We start from the raw sequence: 24,188 nt of genomic DNA, 5'->3' as shown, positions 1-24,188 counted from the left end.
CTCAAGGCCCCCCAACTGGATATAAGCGACATCGCTAAGATTACGCGATGGTACGTTTGATCTCGATGATTTCGAATACTTCGATCACATCGCCAGTACGCACATCGTTGTAGTTCTTCACGCCGATACCACATTCCATGCCGTTACGAACTTCGGCAACGTCATCTTTGAAGCGGCGCAGGGATTCCAGCTCGCCTTCATAGATAACCACGTTGTCACGTAGTACACGGATTGGGTTGTTACGCTTAATCATACCTTCAGTAACCATACAGCCTGCGATTGCGCCAAATTTCGGTGACTTGAACACGTCACGAACTTCAGCCAGACCAATGATTTGCTGTTTGTATTCTGGCGCCAACATACCGCTCATCGCCTGCTTAACTTCGTCAATCAGGTTATAGATGACGGAGTAGTAACGCAGATCCAGACTTTCGCTTTCTACGACACGGCGAGCAGATGCATCGGCACGTACGTTGAAGCCAAGGATGATAGCGTTAGAAGCGGCAGCCAGCGTTGCGTCGGTTTCGGTGATACCACCTACGCCCATACCAACAATCTTAACTTTCACTTCGTCGGTAGACAGATTTTGCAGCGCGTCAGAAATCGCTTCACAAGAACCTTGTACGTCAGACTTCAGAACGATGTTCAGTTCAGAAACTTCGCCTTCAGTCATGTTCGCAAACATGTTTTCCAGTTTAGATTTCTGCTGGCGAGCCAGTTTAACTTCACGGAACTTACCTTGACGATACAGGGCAACTTCACGGGCTTTCTTCTCGTCACGTACAACAGTCACTTCGTCACCGGCAGCAGGAACGCTAGACAGACCCAGCACTTCCACAGGGATAGAAGGACCCGCAGACGAAATGTCACGGCCCAACTCATCACGCATTGCACGAACACGGCCGTATTCGAAGCCACACAGGATGATATCACCCTTGTTCAGCGTACCCTCTTGAACTAGGACAGTCGCCACTGGGCCACGGCCTTTATCCAGGAAGGATTCGATAACCACACCGCTTGCCATACCGCTGCGAACTGCTTTCAGTTCAAGAACTTCGGCTTGCAGCAGGATAGCGTCCAGCAGTTCGTCGATACCTGTACCTGCTTTCGCAGAAACGTGTACGAACTGAGACTCGCCGCCCCACTCTTCTGGCATAACGCCGTACTGAGACAGTTCGGTGCGAACGCGATCTGGATCCGCTTCTGGTTTATCAATTTTGTTTACTGCAACCACGATTGGCACGCCAGCGGCTTTCGCATGCTGAACAGCTTCGATGGTTTGTGGCATTACGCCATCATCTGCAGAAACAACCAGAACCACGATATCCGTTGCCTGAGCACCACGAGCACGCATTGAGGTAAATGCGGCGTGTCCTGGAGTATCCAGGAAGGTGATCATGCCGTTTTCAGTTTCAACGTGATAAGCACCGATGTGCTGCGTAATACCGCCGGCTTCGCCCGCTGCGACTTTCGTTGAACGAATGTAGTCAAGCAGAGAGGTTTTACCGTGGTCAACGTGGCCCATGATGGTCACAACTGGAGCACGTGGCTCAGCAGCTGCTGACGCACCTGTGTCACGGTCGCTCATCAGCGCTTCTTCCAGCTCGTTTTCACGACGCAGGATAACTTTATGGCCCATTTCTTCAGCAACCAGCTGAGCAGTTTCCTGATCGATAACCTGGTTGATGGTCGCCATCGCGCCCAGCTTCATCATCGTTTTGATGACCTGAGAGCCTTTAACAGCCATTTTGTTCGCCAGCTCAGCAACGGTGATGGTTTCACCCAGCACAACGTCACGGTTTACAGCAACAACTGGCTTATTGAAGCTCTGTTGCAGCGTGCTTGGCTTACGTTTGCCTTTACCATTACGACCTACAGCGCGCGCTTCTTCGCGGTCTGCTTTAGATTCAGACAGTTTATTGCCTTTCTTCTGCTTGGTCGCTTTGCCACCGCGAGTACGGCTGCGACGATCGCCTTCAACCTTGGCGTCATTTTCGTCTTCAGCTGCACGAGCGTGGGTAGAAGTGGTGACATGATAGTCAGCGGATTCGGATTCGCTTGGCGCAACAACTTCAGTCCAGACGCCAGAGTCAGCCATTTTACGGGCCTCTTCAGCAACGCGTTTCGCGTTTTCTTCGATCTTACGCTGGGCTTCTTCTTCCGTTTTGCGTTTCAGCTCTGCGGCTTCAGCTTCACGGCGTGCTTTATCTGCCTGAGCTGGTTTGGTTACTTCGTCGGTATGTTGATTTGTCACTTTGTCTTTTTCCGCTGCGTCGCGCTTAGCTTTTTCAGCGGCCTCACGTTTGGCTTGCTCTTCGGCGGCGCGCTTCGCTTTTTCTTGAGCTTCGCGCTGGGCTTGCTCTGCTGCTGCACGCTGTGCCTGTTCTTCCGCTTCACGCTTCGCCTGCTCTTCCGCTTCGGCCTGGGCTTGTTCAGCTTCGGTCATATCACGTTTTACATAAGTGCGTTTCTTGCGGACTTCGATTTGCACCGATTTACTCTTTCCGCCGGTGCTCGGAATGTTCAGTGTACTACGCGTTTTGCGTTGTAAGGTCAGTTTGTTTGGAGCACTGCCGTTTCCACGGTTCAAGTGCGCCAATAATGTCTCTTTTTCTTGCTGGGTGACAGAGTCAGCTTCAGACTTGTCGATCCCTGCATCAGCAAATTGCTGTACCAGGCGATCAACCGGAGTTTGAATCTCTGCTGCCAGCGATTTTACGGTTACATCTGTCATGCTGTTCCTTCCTGCTACAGTTTATTACGCATTGTCGCCAAACCAGCAGATATTGCGCGCGGCCATGATAAGTTCACCAGCCTGTTCGTCACTAAGACCTTCAATATCCGCTAGATCGTCGACACCCTGCTCGGCAAGATCTTCCAGCGTACAAACCCCATGTGCAGCCAGTTTAAATGCCATGCTACGTTCCAGACCCGCCAGGTTCAGCAAATCTTCTGCAGGCTTATTGTCGCCGAGACTTTCTTCCTGAGCTAAAGCCAGTGTAGTTAATGCTTCTTTCGCACGTTCGCGCAGAGCATCTACCGTGTCTTCATCCAGGCCATCGATTTCTAGCAATTCTTTCATTGGCACATAGGCCAATTCTTCGAGCGTTGAGAAACCTTCTTCTACCAAGACAGTGGCGAAATCTTCGTCGATAGCCAGATATTTGGTGAAAGTTTCAATCGCGGCATGAGCCTCAGCCTGATGTTTGGCTTGCAGGTCATCCGCAGTCATAACGTTCAGTTCCCAACCGCTCAGTTGAGAGGCTAAACGTACGTTTTGGCCATTACGACCAATCGCCTGAGCCAGATTGCTGGCTTCAACAGCGACATCCATAGTGTGTTTGTCTTCGTCAACCACGATGGAAGCAACATCGGCAGGCGCCATAGCATTGATAACGAACTGGGCAGGGTTGTCGTCCCATAATACGATATCGATACGCTCGCCGCCTAATTCGCTAGACACGGCCTGCACGCGAGCACCGCGCATACCAACACATGCACCCACTGGGTCAATGCGTTTGTCGTTGGTTTTAACGGCAATTTTGGCACGAGAGCCTGGGTCACGAGCTGCTGCTTTAATTTCAATCAGCTCTTCACCAATTTCTGGTACTTCGATGCGGAACAGTTCGATCAACATCTCATTACGAGAACGGCTGACGAACAGCTGTGCGCCGCGTGCTTCTGGGCGGACGTCATACAGCACGCCACGAATACGGTCGCCAGAGCGGAAGTTTTCGCGTGGAAGCATGTCTTCGCGCAGGATAACGGCTTCAGCATTACTGCCTAAATCGAGAGCGATGCTATCACGGTTAACTTTCTTAACCACGCCAGTAACGATTTCGCCTTGCTGTTCGCGGAACTGCTCAACCACCATCGCACGTTCAGCTTCACGTACTTTTTGTACGATAACCTGTTTCGCGGTCTGAGTTGTAATACGGTCGAAGGTGACAGACTCAATCTGATCTTCGATGTAACCGCCTAATTCAATAGAAGGGTCTTCGTATTGGGCAGCTTCAAGGGTGATTTCACGCGTTGGTTGCGTAACTTCGTCAACAGCAACCCAACGGCGGAAGGTGTCAAAGTCACCGGTTTTACGATCGATGGTGACGCGGACTTCAATTTCTTGTTCGTACTTTTTCTTAGTCGCTGTCGATAACGCAGTTTCCAGCGCTTCAAAAATCTTCTCGCGCGGGAGTGATTTTTCATTAGAAACCGCTTCTACAACAGCCAGAATTTCTTTGTTCATCCTAGTTGCCTCATCCAAACTTTAAAAGTGGGGTACCAGGTTCGCTTTCTGGATATTGCTCAGCGCGAACACTTCATCTTTGCCTTCCACAGTAACCGTGATCATTTCGCCTTCGACAGCCTTAATAATTCCCTGCCATTTGCGACGGTTCTGCATAGCCATCCGCAGTACCAGACTCACCTCGTCACCGAGAAAACGTTGGTAATGTTCAGCGGTAAACATAGGGCGATCGAGACCGGGAGAGGAAACTTCCAGGTTGTATGCAACAGTGACGGGGTCTTCGACATCCAACACGGCGCTAACCTGGTGGCTGACATCAGCACAATTATCAACTGTGATCCCGTCTTCACTATCAATATAGATGCGTAGCGTCGATTGGCGAGCTCTTACGAACTCGATGCCTACCAGCTCGAAGCCCAATGCTTCAACCGGTGCTGAAATCATCTCTGTTAATTTTTGTTCTAATGTGGACAAGCCCACCCCCAAGACATAAAAAAAGGGCCTAATAGCCCAGTGATTCTGCTGCCAAATAACAAAAAACCCCGATAAATCGGGGCTTTATGAAACTGGACCCTGTTCGCCGAAAAGCGACTTCGGCGCAACTTTCGAAAGTGTTATTTCAAATTGAAACTGCAGAACATAACAGGAGGAAACTGAAAGTCTATTTGAAATAAACACTTAGGGAAAGTGGTTGCGGGGGCCGGATTTGAACCGACGACCTTCGGGTTATGAGCCCGACGAGCTACCAGGCTGCTCCACCCCGCGTCCGAAAACGTGGCAAATACTACGCCGATAACCGCTTAAAAGCAAGTTATCACAAAGATTGGTACCGAGGACGGGACTTGAACCCGTAAGCCCATTCGGGCACTACCACCTCAAGGTAGCGTGTCTACCAATTCCACCACCTCGGCACTTATTTTTCACAATCGCTTCTACTGTCCAAGCATAAGCCATTGATTGAAAAGCTTACTTCCACTTCTTTATAAGAGCAATAACATTTAATCTACAGATTAATGAGGAACATCACTGTTAGGCGCTGCAGGAGCCGCTGGTGCAGTTGTCGTCTGCTCAGTTTTCGCTGGCTGACCTAAGTTCTCCCACTCACTACCTTGCTGGCCCTTATGGGTACTCATGTTGCCCAAGATCAAGCTAATAACGAAGAAAAGCGCCGCTAAAATAGCTGTCGTACGGGTCATGAAGTTACCGGAACCACTCGAACCGAACAATGTGCCAGAAGCACCTGCTCCGAAAGAGGCTCCCATATCAGCACCTTTACCTTGTTGCAGCATAACCATAGCCACCAGGCCGATTGCTACGAGAAGGAAAATCACCAGAAGAGCTTCGTACATAGTAGTACCTGTATCCTTGCGGGTTCACCGCATGCTAAATGCTTCTCACCAATTTAGTGGATTTCAATGACCCACTGAAGCGGGTGTGAATACTAACCAAAGGTGTATGGGGACGCAAGGGCAATTTGACGAGGATTGTTCGTTTGCGGAAAAAAACGTCAAAAGCTGTCAAAGTCTGTGCGTCAGAAAAATTTCGGGCCTTTTTCATGCTCAAAAAAGGCCCAAATTATTTTAAGAATCAGTGCTGTTACTCAATTATGGCTTTGACGCTTTTACGGCATCAGCAATTCGGTTAGCCAGCATTTCTACTAACGCGCCGTCTTCACCTTCCACCATAACGCGAATTAACGGCTCAGTACCTGATTTACGCAGTAATACTCGGCCCCGCCCTGCCAGCTGTTTTTCAACCTCAGCAGTAATGGTTTTCACTTCTTCAGTTTCCAGCGGGTCATGGGTACCCGCAAAGCGAACATTGACCAGCACCTGTGGCAGTAATTTCATGCCGCTGCACAGGTCATGCAGACTCATGTGGTTACGCGCCATGGCGGTCAGCACTTGCAGACCGGCCACAATACCGTCACCGGTGGTGGTTTTGTCTAACAGGATCACATGGCCTGAGTTTTCGGCGCCAATGCTCCAGCCCTTCTCTTTCATCTTCTCAAGAACGTAGCGGTCGCCAACTTTGGCGCGAGTGAATGGAATACCTAGCTGTTTCAATGCCAGCTCAAGACCCATGTTACTCATCAAGGTGCCCACCACGCCGCCTTTCAGCTGGCCCTGGCGCAGACCTTCGCGCGCAATGATATACATGATCTGGTCGCCATCGACCTTATTGCCTTCATGGTCAACCATGATGATACGGTCGCCGTCGCCATCAAAGGCCAGACCGACATCGGCCTTTTCAGCCAGAACGCGCTCTTGCAGCAGACGAACATCCGTCGCGCCGCATTTTTCGTTGATATTCATCCCATCGGGTTCGCAGCCGATAGCGATCACTTTCGCGCCTAACTCGCGCATCACGCTTGGCGCAATGTGGTAGGTCGCGCCGTTTGCGCAGTCAACCACGATTTTCAGGCCATTCAGGCTCAGTTCGCTTGGGAATGTGCCTTTGCAGAATTCAATGTAGCGGCCAGCGGCATCCACAATGCGGCTGGCTTTACCCAGCTCTGCCGACTCAACGCAGGTCAGCGGCTTATCCATTTCGGCTTCAATGGCTTCTTCAACATCGTCAGGCAGCTTTGTACCGTCGATGGAGAAGAATTTGATGCCGTTGTCATAATAAGGGTTATGAGAGGCTGAAATGACGATACCTGCTTCCGCGCGGAAGGTGCGGGTCAAGTAAGCAACGGCCGGAGTTGGCATTGGGCCGGTGAAAGAGGCGGAAAGACCTGCGGCAGCAAGGCCGGCTTCGAGTGCTGATTCCAGCATATAGCCAGAAATGCGGGTATCTTTGCCAATAATGACTTTGCGCGAACCATGGCGGGCGAGGACTTTACCTGCGGCCCAGCCCAACTTTAATACGAAATCAGGCGTGATCGGGCTTTCGCCAACTTTGCCACGAATGCCATCTGTACCAAAGTATTTACGGTTGCTCATAATTTTTATTCTTCCCTTGCTGAAAGTGTTGCCTCAACGATACGCATCGCCTCGACGGTTTCTTTTACGTCATGCACTCTGATTATTTGCGCGCCCTGCATTGCAGCAATAACGGCGCAGGCAATACTTCCACTCACCCGATTTTCCGGGGACACATTGAGTAACTGCCCAATCATCGATTTTCTCGACATCCCAACCAGTAATGGCAACCCAAAATGGTGGAATTCAGCCAGCCTTGCGAGCAGCTGGTAGTTGTGGTTCAAATTCTTACCGAAACCGAAGCCTGGGTCGAGCAACAATTTATTTTTCGGAATACCCGCGCTCACACAACGCGCAATTTGTGCGGCGAAGTAGCTATCGATTTCACCAATCAGATCGTCATATTTCGGTGAATGTTGCATCGTTTTTGGCTGCCCCTGCATGTGCATCAGGCAGACAGGCAGGCCGCTCGCCGCAGCGGCTTCTAGGGCGCCAGGCTCTTGCAGAGAGCGAATATCATTGATGATGTGGGCGCCAGCGGCGGCTGACTCTCGGATAACCGCGGCTTTCGAGGTATCGACGGATATCCAAACTTCCATCCGGCGATAAATAGCTTCGACCACGGGGATGACGCGGGAAAGTTCTTCATCCTCGCTGACCTCTGCCGCGCCCGGACGAGTAGACTCGCCGCCGATATCGATTATCGTTGCGCCGGCATCAACCATGGCCTGAGCATGCTGCAGTGCCAAATCAATGCGGTTATGGCGACCACCGTCAGAGAAAGAATCTGGCGTAACGTTTAGGATCCCCATGACCTGAGGAAATCTGAGGTCTAACGAAACCCCTTGGGCGTTTAGCAGCATGCTGGTGTCCTATCGCTTCTGATAAATATTCTGTGTCGTCCGTACATTATGCATAAAAAAACCCCGGGCAAGCCCGAGGTTTTTATTCACAACGTCGACAATGGGACACAATTACCGGCTTATTTGCCGCTAAATTGTTCACACATCGTGTTGCCTGGATTCGGCGTACGCGGTTCGTCTACTGGCGTTGGTGCTTTAGGCGCGCCACCGTCATTGGAACTGTCGTTACCATTTTTCGCGCTAGACTCATCCCAGCCAGCTGGCGGGCGAACATCTTTGCGGTTCATCAGGTCATCAATTTGTGGCGCATCAATGGTTTCATATTTCATCAATGCATCTTTCATTGAATGCAGGATGTCCATGTTTTCCATCAACAGCTTACGGGCACGTTGGTAGTTGTGCTCAACCAGAGATTTCACTTCCTGATCGATGATACGGGCAGTTTCGTCAGACATGTGTTTGGCTTTCGCGACTGAGCGACCCAAGAACACTTCGCCTTCTTCTTCTGCGTACAGCAATGGACCCAATTTCTCAGAGAAGCCCCACTGGGTAACCATGTTACGCGCAATGGAGGTCGCCACTTTGATGTCGTTGGATGCACCGGTAGAGACTTTTTCTACACCGTAGATGATCTCTTCAGCAAGACGACCACCGTACAGGGTAGAGATCTGACTTTCGAGCTTCTGACGGCTGGCGCTAATCGCATCGCCTACTGGCAGGAAGAAGGTCACACCCAAAGCACGTCCACGAGGGATGATAGTGACTTTGTGTACTGGGTCATGCTCAGGAACCAGGCGACCAATGATGGCGTGGCCCGCTTCGTGATATGCCGTAGATTCTTTCTGCGCTTCGGTCATCACCATGGAGCGACGTTCCGCACCCATCATGATTTTGTCTTTGGCTTTCTCGAACTCAACCATAGAAACAACGCGTTTGTTGCCACGAGCAGAGAACAGAGCCGCTTCGTTAACCAAGTTGGCTAAGTCAGCACCAGAGAAGCCCGGCGTACCACGTGCAATCACAGATGCGTCAACATCTGGTGCCAGTGGCACACGACGCATGTGGACTTTCAGGATCTGCTCACGACCGCGAACATCTGGCAGGCCAACAACCACCTGACGGTCAAAACGACCTGGACGCAGCAACGCTGGGTCAAGTACGTCTGGACGGTTAGTTGCAGCAATAACGATAATGCCTTCGTTGCCTTCAAAGCCGTCCATTTCAACCAGCATCTGGTTCAACGTTTGTTCACGTTCGTCGTGACCACCGCCCAAACCAGCACCACGTTGGCGACCTACGGCGTCAATCTCATCGATGAAGATGATGCATGGCGCTGCTTTTTTCGCTTGTTCGAACATGTCGCGCACACGAGATGCACCCACACCCACGAACATTTCAACGAAGTCGGAACCGGAAATCGTGAAGAAAGGTACTTTTGCTTCACCCGCGATGGCTTTCGCCAGCAAGGTTTTACCGGTACCTGGGGGGCCGACCATCAACACGCCTTTTGGAATCTTACCGCCCAGTTTTTGGAAACGGCTTGGTTCGCGAAGGTAATCTACCAGTTCGCTAACCTCTTCCTTGGCTTCGTCACAACCAGCGACGTCAGCAAAAGTGGTTTTAATTTGGTCTTCCGTCAGCATGCGCGCCTTGCTCTTGCCAAAGGACATTGCCCCTTTGCCGCCGCCGCCCTGCATCTGCCGCATAAAGAATATCCAGACGCCAATCAACAACAGCATCGGGAACCATGAAATAAAGATAGAGGCCAGCAGGCTAGGTTGTTCTGGCGGTTCGCCAACAACTTTCACGTTTTTGCTCAGCAGCGTATCCAGCAATTTAGGGTCATCAACTGGGATGTAGGTCGTGTATTTGTTGCTATCTTTTTTAACAACGTCAATCTCACGTCCATTGATACGTGCTTCACGAATCTGGTCTTGGGTCAATTCGGACATGAAGGTAGAATAATCTACCCTACGGCCATTAGACTCGCTGGGCCCAAAGCTCTGAAATACAGACATCAATACAACCGCGATGACTAACCAGAGAATCAGGTTCTTCGCCATGTCACTCAAGGGATTAACCTCATATTACAACTGTGTTAACAAACAGCGTTAGGGTATTACAGTTTCCGCCCTGTCGCTACGATGTACACTTCACGCGAACGTGCACGAGAAGCGTCTGGCTTACGAATCTTCACCTTCGTAAAAAGGGAGCGAATTTCCCGTAGGTATTCATCAAAGCCATCTCCCTGGAACACCTTCACCAGGAAACCTCCACCTGGTGCCAATACATCACGACACATATCCAGCGCTAACTCAACCAGATACATCGATTTTGGAATATCGACTGCCGGAGTACCGCTCATATTCGGGGCCATATCGGACATGACCACCTGAACTTTGTTATCTCCCACTCTTTCCAACAGAGCTTTGAGAACTAATTCATCACGAAAGTCGCCCTGAAGAAAGTCGACTCCAACGATGGGATCCATAGGTAAAAGATCGCATGCGATAATGCGGCCTTTATGCCCGATTTGGGTGGCAGCAAATTGTGACCAACCACCCGGCGCAGCGCCCAAGTCAACCACGGTCATTCCTGGTTTGAACAGTTTGTCGCTTTGCTGTATCTCATCCAGTTTAAACCAGGCGCGGGAACGTAGGCCCTTTTTCTGTGCTTGTAACACATATTTATCGCTAAAGTGTTCCTGCAACCAGCGACTGGAACTTGCAGAACGCTTTTTATTAGACATTATTTATTAACCATTTAATTTTCCATTAACACTCATATAGAGCATTTGGAACAAGCTCTTAGCGTCATTACGTCGATAGCTAAAGCCACTCAAATCTTCGCGCCAAAGCAGTCCGATTTGGTGATAACCATGAGATGGCGGTAGAATGACCCGTTTTCAATCCCAACTTAAGCAAAAAAGACGATGAATCTTAACAATAAGCAAAAACAGTACCTGAAAGGTCTGGCACATCCACTCAAACCGGTTGTCATGCTAGGTAATAACGGCCTTACCGAAGGTGTGCTCGCAGAAATCGAACTGGCTCTGCAACACCACGAACTTATCAAAGTGAAAGTAGCCGCTGAAGAGCGTGAAACGAAGACCTTGATTGTTGACGCTATTGTGCGTGAAACCAAGGCGAGCAATGTGCAAGTCATCGGCAATATTCTGGTACTTTATCGCCCTTCGACTGAAGACCGCAAAATTATCTTACCGCGTTAATTGTTTAAGGTTTAACGAAAAACGCTGTAGATAAGTGGAACGGTGACACGTTATTACTTTCAATAAAAGGCCGCTCGCGGCCTTTTTACGTTAGTTTTCACTTCCCTGTGAAGTAATTCACGCGGGAAGTGAGCGTTTTGAATGGTCGCTGCGCCTGAAGAATGGCACTTTTTATTCAGGTTAGCTGAGGCAGATTAAAGGTATTCAACCTTCAGCACTTCATACTCGACATCCCCGCCCGGCGTACGGATCACCACGACGTCATCTTGTTCTTTGCCAATCAAACCACGAGCAATAGGCGAGTTAACAGAAATCAGATTTTGCTTAAAATCTGCTTCATCATCACCCACGATGCGGTATTTTTGCTCTTCCTCAGTATCAAGGTTCATCACGGATACCGTGGCACCAAAAATCACGCGACCCGTTGCCGGCATTTTGGTTACGTCGATCACCTGAGCATTGGAAAGCTTGGCTTCGATTTCCTGAATACGACCTTCACAGAAGCCCTGTTGTTCACGAGCGGCGTGGTATTCAGCATTCTCTTTCAAGTCGCCATGTTCACGTGCAGTGGCGATATCTGCAATGATCTTCGGGCGACGAACGCTCTTAAGATGATCAAGTTCTTCACGTAATCTTTCAGCGCCACGTAATGTCATCGGAATCGGTTTCATATATTAACTACCTCTAACTTGTCCTTTCGGTAAACACCGTCCTGATCGAATCAGGTAGAAATAAGTCAGTGCTCTTGACCGACTCTCTCTGGCTAAAAACAAAAAAAACCTAACCCGGAGTCAAAGACCCAAGTCAGGATTGGTTTTGCATTTTGATGCGTATTTTAACGTAGAGTTCCCTGAGGGTCATCGTTTACTTTCGCCCTCGTTGCACCCCACTTCGTAGCATCGTAGTATGGCGGCACGTCATTCCGCAGTTACCCAAGGCCCTTACTCAAAATAATGCGTTTTTTACAAATTGTCAGTGGATTAGCTTGCGCGTTTGTTTTGAACGCAAACGCAGCTCAGGTCGAAAATTACACCGAGTATCTGCCCGACGGTACAAACCTGGCGTTACTGGTACAGAAGATTGGAGCCACAACCCCTTCGATAGACTATCACGGGCAGCAGATGGCTTTGCCCGCCAGTACGATGAAAATTTTGACCGCGCTGGCAGCCTTGCTCCAGCTAGGCCCGGATTTCCGGTTTACGACCACATTCGAAACCAAAGGCACCGTCGGCGATGGTGTGCTGAAAGGCGATCTGGTCGCGCGTTTCGGTGGAGATCCCACCTTTAAGCGTCAGAATATTCGCAATATGGTGGCTGCATTACGCAAGCAGGGCATCAAACAAATCACTGGCGATGTGATCATCGACAGCTCAGTTTTCGCCAGCCATGACAAAGCGCCGGGCTGGCCGTGGAACGATATAACCCAGTGCTTCAGCGCGCCACCGGCGGCAGCGATTGTCGATCGAAACTGCTTCTCGGTTTCGCTCTACAGTGCGCCAAAACCTAACGATAACGCCTTCATTCGCGTCGCATCATACTATCCAGTCCACATGTTTAGCGAAGTGCGGACACTGGCGAAAGGCTCACCTGATGCGCAATATTGCGAACTGGACGTGGTGCCTGGCGAACTCAACCGTTACACGCTGACGGGCTGCCTGACCCAGCGCAGCGAACCTCTGCCTTTGGCCTTCGCCATTCAAGACGGAGCGAGCTATGCCGGTGCCATCATTAAAGATGAGCTGCAACAGGCTGAGATTCAAATCGACGGCACGCTGAAGCGCCAGACACAGCCGACGCCAGTGGGTACGGTTCTGGCCCAAACGCAGTCCGCGCCGCTGCACGATTTGCTGCACATCATGTTGAAGAAATCGGACAACATGATTGCTGATACCGTGTTCCGCACCATAGGACACCAGCGTTTTGGCGTGCCGGGCACGTGGCGTGCGGGCTCCGACGCCGTGCGTCAGATCCTTCGCCAGAAAGCCGGTATCGATTTAGGTAACTCTATTCAGGTAGATGGCTCTGGCCTGTCGCGCCACGACCTGTTGTCACCTGCGACCATGATGCAAGTGCTGCAATACATTGCTCAACACGATCAGGAGCTAAACTTCATATCAATGCTCCCTCTGGCGGGCCATGACGGTACATTGCAATATCGCGGCGGTTTGCACGAAGCGGGCGTGGATGGAAAAGTTTCTGCGAAGACCGGCTCACTGGCTGGCGTTTATAACCTCGCGGGCTTCATCACGACGGCCAGCGGCCAACGTATGGCCTTTGTGCAGTTCTTATCTGGCTATGCTGTTCCGCCGGAAGATCAGCGCACGCGTAGAGCACCGTTGGTTCGTTTTGAAAGCCGTCTCTATCGGGATGTATATCAAAATAACTGAGTTCTAAACGATGAAATTACTGATCGTTGAAGATGATGAACTCTTACGACAGGGCCTGGCATTGGCCCTCAGCGGAGAGAATTACGCTTGTGATTGCGCATCGACAGCGGCAGAGGCCCATGGCCTAATTCTGGCAAGCCAGTACAGCTTGGTGGTGTTAGACCTGGGCCTACCCGATCGCGATGGCGCCTCTCTCCTGCGCCAGTGGCGCCGGGAGCATATCTCCATCCCCGTGCTGATCCTCACCGCGCGCGATGCCCTTGAGGATCGCGTAGACGGCCTTGATGCCGGTGCAGATGATTATCTGATTAAACCTTTCGCGCTGGTCGAGCTATTGGCGCGGGTCAGAGCCTTAATCCGCCGCTATCAGGGGCAGAGCGATAATCAGGTTATCGTCGGCTACCTCAAAATTAACCTCTCCACCCAGCAAGTTTATAAAGATGGCGCTCCCGTCGAAGTGACGCCGAAAGAGTTCGCTATCCTTTCCCGGCTGATGATGCGGGCAGGCCAAACCGTGAATCGCGAACTTCTACAGCAAGATCTCTACACCTGGAATGACGATCTCGGCTCCAACACGCTGGAAGTGCATATGCACAACCTGCGCCGCAAATTAGGCAAAGAGGTTATCCGCACCATTCGCGGTAACGGCTATCGTTTAGAGGTCTCTGAATGAACAGCATGCGGCGTCGGCTGCTCGTCATGCTGGCGCTGATCTTGTTCGTCACTCAGCTCACCAGCGTATTTTGGCTTTGGCATGAGAGTCAGGAACAGATCAACCTGTTGGTCAACGACACGCTCTCTGCCAAGGTGCGCAATAGCCACGTTGAGAAAGAGATAGCCGAGGCGATTGCCTCGCTGATTGCCCCTTCCCTACTGATGATGGCCGTCACGCTGCTGCTCTCCTTCTGGGCTATAAGCTGGATCATTCGGCCACTTAACCAATTGCAGAATCGGCTGGAAACTCGCTCGGCGGACAACTTATCCCCCCTGCCGCTTAACAGTGAAATTAGCGAAATCGTCTCGGTCACTAAGGCGCTGAATCAGCTTTTTGCCCGGCTTTCCAACACCATTCAGCAAGAGCGGCTGTTTACCGCCGATGCCGCCCATGAGCTGCGCACGCCGCTGGCCGGAGTGCGTTTGCATCTCGAGCTGATGGAGCAGAAAGGTGTGGAAGGCAGCAAGACCTTGATTAGCCGCATCGATCAGCTGATGCTGACTATCGAGCAGCTACTGATGCTATCGCGGGCGGGGCAAAACTTCGCGAAGGGGCATTATGATCAGGTGGACTTGGTCGAGCACGTGGTGCTGCCGCTGCAGGAGGAGCTGGAGGAGATGCTCACCCTGCGCCAACAGTCTCTGCGCTACTCCCTGCCTGAGAAGCGGGTGATTCAGGGCGACGCCATCCTATTACGCCTGATGGTGCGCAATCTGGTGGAAAATGCCTTTAGGTATGGCCCGGAGGGTGGTGAGATAACCTTGACCCTGCTGAGTGAGAATCAGGGCGCAGTGATAAAAGTCGAAGATAACGGCCCGGGAATTGATGAACAGACAGCCAGTGAACTTACTCAGGCTTTCAAACGCGTTGACCAGCGCTACGGTGGCAGCGGGCTGGGGCTGAATATCATTGTGCGCATTGCCGCACTGCACGGCGGCAATCTGCAATTGAGCAATCGCAAAGATACCCAAGGCCTCTGCGCCCAGTGCTGGCTGCCAGAAACCTTTATCGACAAATACTAAGCCCAGCCTGAACCTCGAATTTATGCATGAAAAAAGGCCGCTCTAGAGCGGCCTTTATCGACGTGTAAATAATCACTTAAACGCAGAATTAACGTTCGTAGATAATCTCTACGCCTTCGTCATCATCTTCGTCCCAGTCATCATCCCAGTCGTCATCTTCGGCTTCGACTTCGGCCAGTTGCTCACGGTGGTAATCATCCCACATGAATTCAACTTTCTCTGGCACGGCAGCCTCAACAGCCATGTGCTTAGGATTTTCATTGATGAACTTCATCACATCCCAGCACAGCGCGTTAACGCCTTCGCGATTGGCGGCAGAGATCAGGTAGTAATCTCCTTCCCAACCCAAAGCATCGGCGATGGTTTTAGCACGAGCTTCAGCTTCTTCTTTCTCAATCAGATCAACTTTGTTGAACACCAACCAGCGCGGTTTTTCTGCCAATTTGGCATCATACTGCTGCAGTTCGTTGATGATAACTTTAGCGTTTTCAACCGGATCAGATTCATCGATTGGTGCGATATCAATAAGATGCAGCAGCACGCGGCAGCGCTCAAGGTGCTTCAGGAAGCGAATACCTAAACCTGCGCCTTCCGAAGCCCCTTCAATCAGACCTGGGATATCGGCAATCACGAAGCTCTGCTCGTTATCCATACGCACAACGCCCAAGCTTGGCACCAGCGTAGTAAATGGATAATCGGCAACTTTTGGTTTAGCGGCTGAGACAGAGCGAATGAAGGTTGATTTACCGGCGTTCGGCAGACCTAGCATGCCCACGTCAGCCAACAACATCAGTTCCAGAGAGATGTCGCGCATCTCACCCTTGGTGCCCATCGTTTTTTGGCGAGGGGAACGGTTTACGGATGATTTGAAGCGGGTGTTACCGAGGCCGTGGAAACCGCCTTTGGCAACCATCTGCTGCTGGCCGTGGCGGGTCATGTCACCCAATACTTCGCCAGTGCCCTGATCCAGAATACGCGTACCGACCGGGACTTTGATGACGATGTCTTTGCCACGTTTACCCGTACAATCGCTGCTCTGGCCATTGGTGCCGCGCTCTGCACGATAAGATTTCACAAAACGGAAATCGATCAGCGTGTTGAGGTTTTCATCTGCCAGCACATAGACGTCGCCGCCGTCGCCGCCGTCGCCGCCATCAGGGCCGCCACGGGGGATATATTTTTCACGACGGAAGCTGACACAGCCGTTACCGCCATCACCTGCCACGACCAAAATTGTGGCTTCATCTACAAACTTCATGTGTACCGTCTCCGTAAATCATTCACCCGGCTGCTTAAGAGTCGCCACCAGGGTTTGTTCTGTCCGACCAGGCCACCAACGATGGCCAATTGCGGAAAACATCGCTCCCGCCACCACCACGAATGCTCCCAAATAACCAATTAGGTTAAGCACTGGTGCAGCAAACATATTAGGCCAGGCAAGTGCTAATAAATCTGAAAATAGCAGGGTAAACAATGGCGTCAGGGTAACAAATGCACTTACTTGTGCCGCCTGCCATCTCGCCATCGCTTCCGCTAATGCGCCATATCCTACTAACGTATTCGCGCCACAAAACAATAAACAGGCAAATTGCCAACTATTGAGCTGCGAGAGCATCGCCGGACTGGCCAGCGGGAGCAATGCGATAGAACATAAAGTGTACAGCAAAAACAAGATCTGAGGTGAGGCTAGCCGCCGCAATAAGACCTTCTGCGTAACGCCGTAAATAACCCAAACCGTTGCCGCACTTATCCCCAGCAATACACCCAGGGTGTAATCCGTGAGACGTGTGAAAATTTCAATCAGGCTGGTATTAAAGAACAGTACCAAGCCGAGTATCAGCATGCCCGCCCCAATCACTTGGGTTACGCGCATCTTCTCTTTCAAGATAATGACGCTGGCGAACATCATGCCGACGGGTGATAACTGCCCGATAACCTGCGACGCCGTAGGGCTGAGGTATTGCAGAGATGACCCAAATAAGACGAAATTGCCCAATAACCCACAGGTCGCGACTAACAATAAAATCAACCAGCGAGGACTTTTGAACATTTGCATCGGCGGCAATCTATGCCGTGACGCCAAAATACATCCCAGCACCACTGCGGCCAGAGAGAACCTAAACCAGACGACAGTGAAAGGGTCCATGACCACTAACACTTGCTTCATCGCTATAGGCAGCGAACCCCAGCACATTGCCGTGATCACCGCTAACAGAATCCCTATAGGCGCCTGCGATTTCGTGTCCATGTCCCTGCCATACTTAGGCGAACCAGAATGTAAAAAGCCCCGCAACGAATTGCGGGGCTTACATCTATTTTCTTAAGACTCGAGAAATTTATTCAGCTTCGATGCTGATAAATTTACGATTTTTCGGGCCTTTAACTTCGAACTTGACTTTACCGTCAGCCAAAGCAAACAGAGTGTGGTCTTTACCGCAACCCACGTTGTTACCAGCGTGGAATTTGGTGCCGCGCTGACGAACGATGATGCTGCCTGCCAGTACTGCTTCGCCGCCAAAGCGTTTTACGCCAAGACGTTTAGCTTCTGAATCGCGACCGTTGCGTGTGGAGCCGCCAGCCTTTTTGTGTGCCATTGTTCCGCTCTCCTAAACTTAAGCGCTAATGCCGGTGATTTTAACATCAGTGAACCACTGACGGTGGCCCTGTTGCTTACGGTAATGCTTACGACGACGGAATTTAACGATCTTAATTTTGTCGCCACGACCGTGAGCAATAACTTCAGCCTTGATCAAACCGCCAGAAACTAATGGCAGACCGATATTGATTTCTTCACCGTTAGCAATCATCAAAACTTGGTCAAACTCAACTGTTTCACCAGTTGCGATGTCCAATTTCTCAAGGCGAATAGTCTGCCCTTCGCTAACACGGTGTTGTTTACCACCACTTTGGAAAACCGCGTACATATAAAACTCCGCTTTCCGCGCACTCAACTTTGTATAGTCCAGAGGGCGCTATAAATATTCACAATAGGGCGCGAATTCTACGCAAAAAATCAGCATATGACAAGAGCACTTTCACGACAAAAGAAGAAAAAAAGCGCAGTTCACTAGATGGCATTTATCTCCATTGTTTTTCAAGTACAATCCCCTTTACAGTTAGCGCCATGTGCCAATGTGAGCCAGATCTCATTGCGGTGAAGAGTAACGCAGCCGAAAAAACACAATGAACCTAGAACAGATTATCGATCTCACCGAGCAGGACATGGCTGCGGTCAACGCAACCATTCTGGAACAGCTGAATTCTGATGTATCACTGATCAATCAGTTGGGCTATTACATTATTAGTGGCGGTGGTAAACGCATTCGCCCAATGATCGCCGTACTCACCGCGCGCGCGTTGGGCTATGAAGGCGACAAGCATGTGACCATCGCCGCCCTTATCGAGTTTATCCATACCGCGACGTTGCTGCACGACGACGTGGTTGATGAATCTGATATGCGCCGTGGAAAAGCGACAGCCAATGCGGCCTTTGGCAATGCCGCCAGCGTGCTGGTTGGCGACTTTATCTATACCCGCGCTTTCCAGATGATGACGGATTTAGAGTCAATGCCTGTGCTGGCGCTGATGGCGAAAGCCGTCAACGTGATTGCCGAAGGTGAAGTTTTACAGCTGATGAACTGCAACGATCCTGACATTACGGAAGAGATCTATATGCAGGTTATCTACAGCAAAACGGCCCGCCTGTTCGAAGCGGCATCCCAGTCATCGGCCATGCTGGCCGGCGGCAACGACGAGCAAATTCAGGGTCTGCAAGACTATGGCCGCTATCTGGGCACGGCCTTCCAGTTGATCGACGACTTGCTGGATTATGATGCGAATGGCGAGACGCTGGGTAAAAACACCGGCGATGACCTGAACGAAGGCAAACCCACCCTGCCTCTGCTTCACGCCATGAAGCACGGCGATGCCGAGCAATCAACCATGATCCGTGGTGCTATTGAGCAAGGAAACGGCCGCCATCTGCTGGAGCCGGTTCTGGCAGCGATGCACCAGTGGGGTTCTCTGGACTACACTCGCGCTCGCGCTGAAGAAGAAGCTGATAAGGCGATTCGCGCATTGCAGGTCTTGCCAGAATCGCCTTACCGCACGGCGCTGGAAGGCTTGGCGCATATTGCGGTAAGAAGAGATTTCTAATTCACGACTCTTAAAACGGCTGTACCGCGATTCGGCTGCGGTACAGTTGTCATTTCACATGGCTTCAGACATCAGGCGTATCGGGCTTAGCGCTCAATCGATTTAACACCTCTGACATCCCTTCCCGCACAATGAATTTGATAATTAAATCCCGCTCATCTTCTTTTAACTGTTTGTAGCTCTCAATCCAAATCGCCAAAGGATCTTGATGGGCAGTGTAAACATATTCAGCGGACTGCTCTTTCATTTCCAGGCTATTCATCGCTTTAATCGGTAAGGTGCCAATGTGATATTCAACGGCGCGTCCCTGAACACCCCAACGACGGCGTTTTAACCATGCCTGACGCCGTGCCATACTGTGAATGCCCTGAGTTGAATTTGGCAGACCGTCGAAACCAATTAATTCCCTCGCTGAAAACCACTCTTTTTTCATAACGTTCCTTTTCATATTGTGCATTTGCACAAAAGAATGCTGTTATAACGCGCTGAGACCATGAAAATGTCCATAAATGGCCTGTTCTGCTTTCCGTTTAGCTTTAGATTTAATAAAAGCAGATAACTTATAGCACTACTTAATAGAAGTAATAAAGCTGATTAACTCACTTCAATAAGTAACAAAAGAAGCCCAGATATCGATTAATCTTTTTTATGAAAGTTAATAAATACACAATCAGTGTTTTTTGGAAAGTATTAAACAGTTAGTCAACAAACCAAACAAAATCATTAAACCCATATTTTTCATAGAGATAAAAACAAAAGTGATGAGCGAAAATCTTTTACAACCCTCACTCACTTGCCACCAAAGACCTCACGGCTGTCGATAATTAGTCAGACATCTTATTCATATATTTAAAGTAGCAAAAAAAGTCATTCATTTATCCTCCTAATAAATAGGCGATTTTGATTAACTTGCGCCATTAATTTAGAACAATTTGTATTACTCATTTGCGTTAGCAAGAATAAAGAGATATTTTCCCAAAAATGAAAAGCTTTTCAGAAACCAAGAACATCCATTTTTAAAGCTCATATTCTGGATCTTGATACCAAAAATCATATCAATATTACGACGATCAACTTGCCGATAATAAAAGGGAATACGTATGAAAGGACATAAAGAAAATTGGCATCAGGCAGACATTATTGCTGCATTACGCAAGAAAGGCACCACTCTGGCGGCAGTATCACGAGAGGCCGGTTTGAGTTCATCAACCCTAGCAAATGCATTATCGCGGCCGTGGCCTAAAGGAGAGCGCATTATTGCTGATGCAATAGGTATCCACCCTTCCCTCATTTGGCCGAACAGATATTTTGATCCTACGACCTCTAAAAGAATTGAGCGAAAAATCCGTTCCCCAAATAAAGCCTGAGGTTCTTGCAAACAACGCATAAAAAAACCGCCGGGGAGACCGGCGGTTGATTTGGCACTGCTTAGGCAGATATCACTTGTTGATGAACTGCTCACCTAACTCGATATCTTTACGCAGTACGTCGAGCATTGAATCCAGAGATTGCTGCTCGAATGCGCTCAGAGTACCCACGCTTTTCAGCTCGGCTACGCCGTTTTTACCTAACAGAATTGGCTGTGCGAAGAAGCGGGCGTGTTCGCCTTTACCTTCAACATATGCACATTCAACAATGTTGCTTTCGCCTTGCAGAGCACGAACCAGAGACAAACCGAAACGTGCCGCAGCCTGACCCATAGACAGGGTTGCAGATCCGCCACCGGCTTTCGCTTCAACCACTTCCGTACCCGCGTTCTGGATACGTTTAGTCAGATCAGCGACTTCACTTTCAGTGAAAGAGACGCCAGGGATCTGAGAAAGCAGTGGCAGGATAGTCACGCCTGAGTGGCCGCCGATCACAGGCACTTCGATGTCCTGAGGCTGTTTGCCTTTCAGTTCAGCCACGAAGGTGTTTGAACGGATAGCATCCAGCGTCGTCACGCCGAACAGTTTGTTTTTGTCGTAAACACCGGCTTTTTTCAGCACTTCTGCTGCGATCGCAACGGTGGTGTTCACTGGGTTGGTGATAATACCAATCAGTGCTTTCGGGCAGGTTTTAGCCACTTGCTCAATCAGGTTACGGACGATGCCCGCGTTCACGTTGAACAGGTCGGAACGGTCCATACCCGGTTTACGAGCTACGCCAGCAGAGATCAGCACCACGTCAGCACCAACCAGTGCAGGCGTTGCATCTTCACCGCTGAAACCTTTGATTTTTACTGCTGTAGGGATGTGGCTGAGGTCAACTGCTACGCCCGGGGTAACGGGGGCAATGTCATACAGAGAGAGTTCTGAACCTGAAGGCAGTTGGGTCTTGAGTAGAAGGGCGAGGGCCTGGCCGATACCGCCAGCTGCACCGAGAACTGCAACTTTCATCCTATACTCCTTTATTATCATAAACTTAAAAAGCGCCGTGAATTCATCTAGGTAGTGACCATCATCCACTGCACTACTGCAACAATCTCTATACCTGAGATTGAGAAGCTACGCGGTAATTTTGGCTGTATGTCGGCTTTATTTAAGATTATTTGCTTATGCATCAATGGCATAAATCAATGACATCATAAAAATAGCGTCACGAAACACGACAGGTTAACCGGCGGTTACATTACACCCGTTGATGGCATCAGGACAATATCAATTCCATAACAATTTAATAACTATGTCTTATGTCAACAATGCACAATTCCAGCATATTCATTACTAAATTCATCGCTGGATAAATGGGTATAACCAGACATTGCGCACAACTCAGGGTAATGAGTGATTATCTTTATTGCATAAAAATTCATATATATGCATAATCACCCGCACTATCGTTATGACCTTAGGGTGCAAAATGCGTAATCCTGCCAAACAGGAAGATCTAATTAAAGCCTTCAAAGCCTTATTGAAGGAAGAGAAGTTCAGTTCTCAAGGCGAAATCGTCCTTGCTTTGCAAGAGGACGGATTTGAGAACATCAACCAATCTAAAGTTTCTCGCATGCTGACCAAATTCGGTGCCGTACGGACCCGCAATGCGAAAATGGAGATGGTGTACTGCCTGCCGGCCGAGATTGGTGTCCCGACCACCACCAGCCCGTTAAAAAACCTGGTTCTGGATATCGACTATAACGATGCTGTTGTGGTGATCCGCACCAGCCCGGGTGCAGCGCAGCTTATTGCCCGCCTGCTGGACTCATTAGGCAAATCGGAAGGCATTCTTGGCACCATCGCCGGGGATGACACCATTTTCACCACGCCAGCCCGCGGGTTTAGCGTGAAACAGCTGTACGAAGCCATTCTCAGTCTGTTCGAACAAGAGCTTTAATCGCGCTCTTCCTCAGCGTAAAGCCACTCCATTATATGCGCAGGTGACCCGTGAAGTACTCAACGGTATCCTGCGAGCACCCTTTTCTACCTTCTTTTCTGGTTATTTATAAATCATTAACCCTAAAACCCACCTATCAGGTTGTTTTCCAACCGACTTGACATGATGTCATCCTGTTAAATACGACCCTACCAGTCACACCATCTTCACATGCTGGTTTCAATAGTGTGAATCTCTGCAATATTCAGCACAAATAGCTCAAATGACATAACCCATTAATTTATCGAGACAATACCCTCAAAAGGTCAATTTTAAGCCGTTTTTTATTCTTTTCTGTTATTAAAAACACTACTAGCCCCCTTATAACCACACCAAAAACTATTAGCAAACTATTAATATTTCTGGTTACTAGATGTATACTCATTTCCGTGATGTGAATCACTGTTTGTTCGGACTACATAATAAAAGAGACGAGGTCAATCATGAAAGTAACAACTACTATCGCTGCATTCAGCATTCTCTCTGCACTGTCATTTGGCGCATTTGCAGCACAACCTGTCACACAAGATCAGGCTAAAAATCTGCAATCCGTCGGTATGGTTAGCGTCAGCGGCGTGGCCGGTGCTCCTACGGATATTCGTCAGGCACTATCTGATAAAGCGGATGAGCAAGGTGCAAAAGCCTTCCGCGTGATTGAAGTTCGCCAAGAAGGCAACTACCACGCAACGGCAGAGATTTACCAATAATACGTTGAAGTCACAGACGTTTTAGTAAGAGAAGTTTGAGTAAGACAAATTATCTGGCCTAAGAAATAGAGGCCGAAGCATTAAAAAACGGATTTATCGCTGCAACGCACCAAGTTTCCAGAGCGCAAAAACGCCCTTCAATCTTGATAATACAGACCTGATGAATCCAAAACATGAATCGACGTTGCTATCAAATAACCTGCATCAACGTCATAAATATCAGGAAATTGTCATGAAAATCACTACTACTATCGCTGCACTTAGCCTGTTCTCTGCCATCTCATTTGGCGCTTCAGCTGCCAACTTGGTCACCAACGATCAGGCACAGAATTTACAACCTATGGGTACCATTAGCGTCAGCGGCGTTAACGGCGTACCTATGGATATCCGCCAGCAACTGTCTGACAAAGCCGACAGCAAAGGCGCGACCTCTTACCGTGTGATTGAGGCTTATAACGAAGGCGCATATCACGCGACGGCTGAGCTCTATAAATAAGCTTTATTGAGCGAAGCGAGTCACCCTCATAAGTAGAAAAATTGTTGTATTGAAGTCCCGGTTTCAATAGCCACCCAGCGATAAGAATAAGCG

23 protein-coding genes, 2 tRNA genes and 1 pseudogene are annotated in these 24,188 nt (G+C 49.7%); 9 read left to right on the top strand and 17 right to left on the bottom strand.

Features of this window, described 5'->3' with window-relative positions; translation table 11 throughout:
* Positions 1-40: 40 nt before the first annotated feature.
* The 10 genes and pseudogenes from infB to rlmE all read right to left on the bottom strand — a co-directional run bounded on the left by infB (position 41) and on the right by rlmE (position 10,782).
* Positions 41-2,734 carry a translation initiation factor IF-2 gene (infB, locus tag V2154_RS00855; RefSeq protein ID WP_353500681.1) on the bottom strand — a complete coding sequence of 898 codons (2,694 nt, stop codon included), beginning with the start codon at positions 2,732-2,734 and terminating at the stop codon, positions 41-43.
* A gap of 24 nt (positions 2,735-2,758) precedes the next feature.
* Entirely contained in the window at positions 2,759-4,246 is a 1,488-nt protein-coding gene (gene nusA / locus V2154_RS00850; protein ID WP_034795271.1) for a transcription termination factor NusA, read from the bottom strand.
* A 21-nt stretch (positions 4,247-4,267) separates the two neighbouring features.
* Positions 4,268-4,720: a ribosome maturation factor RimP gene (rimP, locus tag V2154_RS00845; protein ID WP_072009938.1), complete on the bottom strand. Its 453-nt coding sequence runs from the start codon at positions 4,718-4,720 to the stop codon at positions 4,268-4,270.
* Positions 4,721-4,934: 214 nt separating this feature from the next.
* Positions 4,935-5,011, bottom strand: a tRNA-Met gene (locus tag V2154_RS00840).
* A 59-nt stretch (positions 5,012-5,070) separates the two neighbouring features.
* A tRNA-Leu gene (locus tag V2154_RS00835) sits at positions 5,071-5,157 on the bottom strand.
* Between the two features lie 99 nt (positions 5,158-5,256).
* A complete protein-coding gene (gene secG / locus V2154_RS00830) occupies positions 5,257-5,595 on the bottom strand; it encodes a preprotein translocase subunit SecG (RefSeq protein WP_034795265.1) in 339 nt (112 codons plus the stop codon).
* A gap of 255 nt (positions 5,596-5,850) precedes the next feature.
* Positions 5,851-7,191 carry a phosphoglucosamine mutase gene (gene glmM, locus V2154_RS00825; RefSeq protein WP_353500680.1) on the bottom strand — a complete coding sequence of 447 codons (1,341 nt, stop codon included), beginning with the start codon at positions 7,189-7,191 and terminating at the stop codon, positions 5,851-5,853.
* Positions 7,178-8,033: pseudogene (folP, locus tag V2154_RS00820) on the bottom strand (dihydropteroate synthase). The gene glmM and the pseudogene folP overlap by 14 nt, the downstream one beginning before the upstream one ends.
* A 119-nt stretch (positions 8,034-8,152) precedes the next feature.
* Entirely contained in the window at positions 8,153-10,096 is a 1,944-nt protein-coding gene (gene ftsH / locus V2154_RS00815) for an ATP-dependent zinc metalloprotease FtsH (RefSeq protein WP_353500678.1), read from the bottom strand.
* 56 nt (positions 10,097-10,152) lie between these two features.
* Positions 10,153-10,782: a 23S rRNA (uridine(2552)-2'-O)-methyltransferase RlmE gene (gene rlmE, locus V2154_RS00810; RefSeq protein ID WP_034795258.1), complete on the bottom strand. Its 630-nt coding sequence runs from the start codon at positions 10,780-10,782 to the stop codon at positions 10,153-10,155.
* A 183-nt stretch (positions 10,783-10,965) separates the two neighbouring features.
* On the opposite strand from rlmE, the gene yhbY reads away from it, so the two are divergent.
* Positions 10,966-11,262 carry a ribosome assembly RNA-binding protein YhbY gene (gene yhbY / locus V2154_RS00805; protein ID WP_034795256.1) on the top strand — a complete coding sequence of 99 codons (297 nt, stop codon included), beginning with the start codon at positions 10,966-10,968 and terminating at the stop codon, positions 11,260-11,262.
* A 194-nt stretch (positions 11,263-11,456) separates the two neighbouring features.
* On the opposite strand, the gene greA is transcribed toward yhbY, so the two are convergent.
* Positions 11,457-11,933, bottom strand: a complete 477-nt coding sequence (gene greA, locus V2154_RS00800) for a transcription elongation factor GreA (RefSeq protein WP_353500677.1) — start codon at positions 11,931-11,933, stop codon at positions 11,457-11,459.
* A 282-nt stretch (positions 11,934-12,215) separates the two neighbouring features.
* On the opposite strand from greA, the gene dacB reads away from it, so the two are divergent.
* The 3 genes from dacB to pmrB are packed head-to-tail and all read left to right on the top strand — an operon-like array spanning position 12,216 to position 15,386.
* On the top strand, positions 12,216-13,649 hold the full coding sequence (dacB, locus tag V2154_RS00795) for a serine-type D-Ala-D-Ala carboxypeptidase (RefSeq protein WP_353500676.1): 1,434 nt from the start codon (positions 12,216-12,218) through the stop codon (positions 13,647-13,649).
* A 10-nt stretch (positions 13,650-13,659) separates the two neighbouring features.
* A complete protein-coding gene (gene pmrA, locus V2154_RS00790; protein ID WP_353500675.1) occupies positions 13,660-14,322 on the top strand; it encodes a two-component system response regulator PmrA in 663 nt (220 codons plus the stop codon).
* On the top strand, positions 14,319-15,386 hold the full coding sequence (pmrB, locus tag V2154_RS00785) for a two-component system sensor histidine kinase PmrB (protein WP_353500674.1): 1,068 nt from the start codon (positions 14,319-14,321) through the stop codon (positions 15,384-15,386). Before pmrA ends, pmrB begins: the two co-directional genes overlap by 4 nt.
* An 88-nt stretch (positions 15,387-15,474) precedes the next feature.
* Here the strand turns inward: pmrB and cgtA are convergent, their stop codons facing one another.
* The 4 genes from cgtA to rplU form a co-directional block, all read right to left on the bottom strand.
* On the bottom strand, positions 15,475-16,644 hold the full coding sequence (gene cgtA, locus V2154_RS00780; RefSeq protein ID WP_353500673.1) for an Obg family GTPase CgtA: 1,170 nt from the start codon (positions 16,642-16,644) through the stop codon (positions 15,475-15,477).
* An 18-nt stretch (positions 16,645-16,662) separates the two neighbouring features.
* Positions 16,663-17,634 carry a DMT family transporter gene (locus V2154_RS00775; protein WP_353500672.1) on the bottom strand — a complete coding sequence of 324 codons (972 nt, stop codon included), beginning with the start codon at positions 17,632-17,634 and terminating at the stop codon, positions 16,663-16,665.
* A gap of 88 nt (positions 17,635-17,722) precedes the next feature.
* Positions 17,723-17,980, bottom strand: coding sequence for a 50S ribosomal protein L27 (gene rpmA, locus V2154_RS00770; RefSeq protein ID WP_034795241.1), 258 nt, complete (start codon positions 17,978-17,980; stop codon positions 17,723-17,725).
* Positions 17,981-17,998: 18 nt separating this feature from the next.
* A complete protein-coding gene (gene rplU / locus V2154_RS00765; protein WP_034795239.1) occupies positions 17,999-18,310 on the bottom strand; it encodes a 50S ribosomal protein L21 in 312 nt (103 codons plus the stop codon).
* A 259-nt stretch (positions 18,311-18,569) separates the two neighbouring features.
* Here rplU and ispB point away from each other — a divergent pair, with 259 nt between their 5' ends.
* A complete protein-coding gene (gene ispB, locus V2154_RS00760) occupies positions 18,570-19,541 on the top strand; it encodes an octaprenyl diphosphate synthase (RefSeq protein ID WP_353500671.1) in 972 nt (323 codons plus the stop codon).
* Between the two features lie 64 nt (positions 19,542-19,605).
* Here ispB and V2154_RS00755 read toward each other — a convergent pair whose 3' ends face one another.
* Positions 19,606-19,974 carry a DNA-binding protein gene (locus V2154_RS00755; RefSeq protein WP_353500670.1) on the bottom strand — a complete coding sequence of 123 codons (369 nt, stop codon included), beginning with the start codon at positions 19,972-19,974 and terminating at the stop codon, positions 19,606-19,608.
* 667 nt (positions 19,975-20,641) lie between these two features.
* On the opposite strand from V2154_RS00755, the gene V2154_RS00750 reads away from it, so the two are divergent.
* Positions 20,642-20,908, top strand: a complete 267-nt coding sequence (locus V2154_RS00750) for a helix-turn-helix domain-containing protein (RefSeq protein ID WP_353500669.1) — start codon at positions 20,642-20,644, stop codon at positions 20,906-20,908.
* A gap of 72 nt (positions 20,909-20,980) precedes the next feature.
* On the opposite strand, the gene mdh is transcribed toward V2154_RS00750, so the two are convergent.
* Positions 20,981-21,919, bottom strand: coding sequence for a malate dehydrogenase (gene mdh / locus V2154_RS00745; protein ID WP_034795231.1), 939 nt, complete (start codon positions 21,917-21,919; stop codon positions 20,981-20,983).
* Between the two features lie 463 nt (positions 21,920-22,382).
* On the opposite strand from mdh, the gene argR reads away from it, so the two are divergent.
* The 3 genes from argR (at position 22,383) to yhcN (V2154_RS00730) (ending at position 24,095) form a co-directional block, all read left to right on the top strand.
* A complete protein-coding gene (gene argR, locus V2154_RS00740; RefSeq protein WP_353500668.1) occupies positions 22,383-22,853 on the top strand; it encodes a transcriptional regulator ArgR in 471 nt (156 codons plus the stop codon).
* 482 nt (positions 22,854-23,335) lie between these two features.
* Positions 23,336-23,599 (top strand): peroxide/acid stress response protein YhcN, encoded by a 264-nt coding sequence (yhcN, locus tag V2154_RS00735; RefSeq protein WP_100938234.1) that lies wholly within the window; start codon positions 23,336-23,338, stop codon positions 23,597-23,599.
* Between the two features lie 232 nt (positions 23,600-23,831).
* Complete coding sequence (yhcN, locus tag V2154_RS00730) at positions 23,832-24,095, top strand: peroxide/acid stress response protein YhcN (protein WP_353500667.1); 264 nt, start codon at positions 23,832-23,834, stop codon at positions 24,093-24,095.
* Positions 24,096-24,188: the final 93 nt, after the last annotated feature.

This window comes from Ewingella sp. CoE-038-23 (genome assembly GCF_040419245.1).
Lineage (GTDB): Bacteria > Pseudomonadota > Gammaproteobacteria > Enterobacterales > Enterobacteriaceae > Ewingella > Ewingella allii.
This window is presented reverse-complemented; position numbering and strand designations above follow the sequence as displayed.

Excerpts from the sequence above, each read along its gene's own strand:
- ftsH (WP_353500678.1), bottom strand. The coding sequence starts at position 10,096 with ATGGCGAAGAACCTGATTCTCTGGTTAGTCATCGCGGTTGTATTGATG.
- rlmE (WP_034795258.1), bottom strand. The coding sequence starts at position 10,782 with ATGTCTAATAAAAAGCGTTCTGCAAGTTCCAGTCGCTGGTTGCAGGAA.
- greA (WP_353500677.1), bottom strand. The coding sequence starts at position 11,933 with ATGAAACCGATTCCGATGACATTACGTGGCGCTGAAAGATTACGTGAA.
- V2154_RS00755 (WP_353500670.1), bottom strand. The coding sequence starts at position 19,974 with ATGAAAAAAGAGTGGTTTTCAGCGAGGGAATTAATTGGTTTCGACGGT.
- ispB (WP_353500671.1), top strand. The coding sequence starts at position 18,570 with ATGAACCTAGAACAGATTATCGATCTCACCGAGCAGGACATGGCTGCG.
- yhbY (WP_034795256.1), top strand. The coding sequence starts at position 10,966 with ATGAATCTTAACAATAAGCAAAAACAGTACCTGAAAGGTCTGGCACAT.
- cgtA (WP_353500673.1), bottom strand. The coding sequence starts at position 16,644 with ATGAAGTTTGTAGATGAAGCCACAATTTTGGTCGTGGCAGGTGATGGC.
- V2154_RS00750 (WP_353500669.1), top strand. The coding sequence starts at position 20,642 with ATGAAAGGACATAAAGAAAATTGGCATCAGGCAGACATTATTGCTGCA.
- rpmA (WP_034795241.1), bottom strand. The coding sequence starts at position 17,980 with ATGGCACACAAAAAGGCTGGCGGCTCCACACGCAACGGTCGCGATTCA.
- rplU (WP_034795239.1), bottom strand. The coding sequence starts at position 18,310 with ATGTACGCGGTTTTCCAAAGTGGTGGTAAACAACACCGTGTTAGCGAA.
- nusA (WP_034795271.1), bottom strand. The coding sequence starts at position 4,246 with ATGAACAAAGAAATTCTGGCTGTTGTAGAAGCGGTTTCTAATGAAAAA.
- infB (WP_353500681.1), bottom strand. The coding sequence starts at position 2,734 with ATGACAGATGTAACCGTAAAATCGCTGGCAGCAGAGATTCAAACTCCG.
- V2154_RS00775 (WP_353500672.1), bottom strand. The coding sequence starts at position 17,634 with ATGGACACGAAATCGCAGGCGCCTATAGGGATTCTGTTAGCGGTGATC.
- secG (WP_034795265.1), bottom strand. The coding sequence starts at position 5,595 with ATGTACGAAGCTCTTCTGGTGATTTTCCTTCTCGTAGCAATCGGCCTG.
- argR (WP_353500668.1), top strand. The coding sequence starts at position 22,383 with ATGCGTAATCCTGCCAAACAGGAAGATCTAATTAAAGCCTTCAAAGCC.
- pmrB (WP_353500674.1), top strand. The coding sequence starts at position 14,319 with ATGAACAGCATGCGGCGTCGGCTGCTCGTCATGCTGGCGCTGATCTTG.
- pmrA (WP_353500675.1), top strand. The coding sequence starts at position 13,660 with ATGAAATTACTGATCGTTGAAGATGATGAACTCTTACGACAGGGCCTG.
- glmM (WP_353500680.1), bottom strand. The coding sequence starts at position 7,191 with ATGAGCAACCGTAAATACTTTGGTACAGATGGCATTCGTGGCAAAGTT.
- dacB (WP_353500676.1), top strand. The coding sequence starts at position 12,216 with ATGCGTTTTTTACAAATTGTCAGTGGATTAGCTTGCGCGTTTGTTTTG.
- mdh (WP_034795231.1), bottom strand. The coding sequence starts at position 21,919 with ATGAAAGTTGCAGTTCTCGGTGCAGCTGGCGGTATCGGCCAGGCCCTC.
- yhcN (WP_100938234.1), top strand. The coding sequence starts at position 23,336 with ATGAAAGTAACAACTACTATCGCTGCATTCAGCATTCTCTCTGCACTG.
- yhcN (WP_353500667.1), top strand. The coding sequence starts at position 23,832 with ATGAAAATCACTACTACTATCGCTGCACTTAGCCTGTTCTCTGCCATC.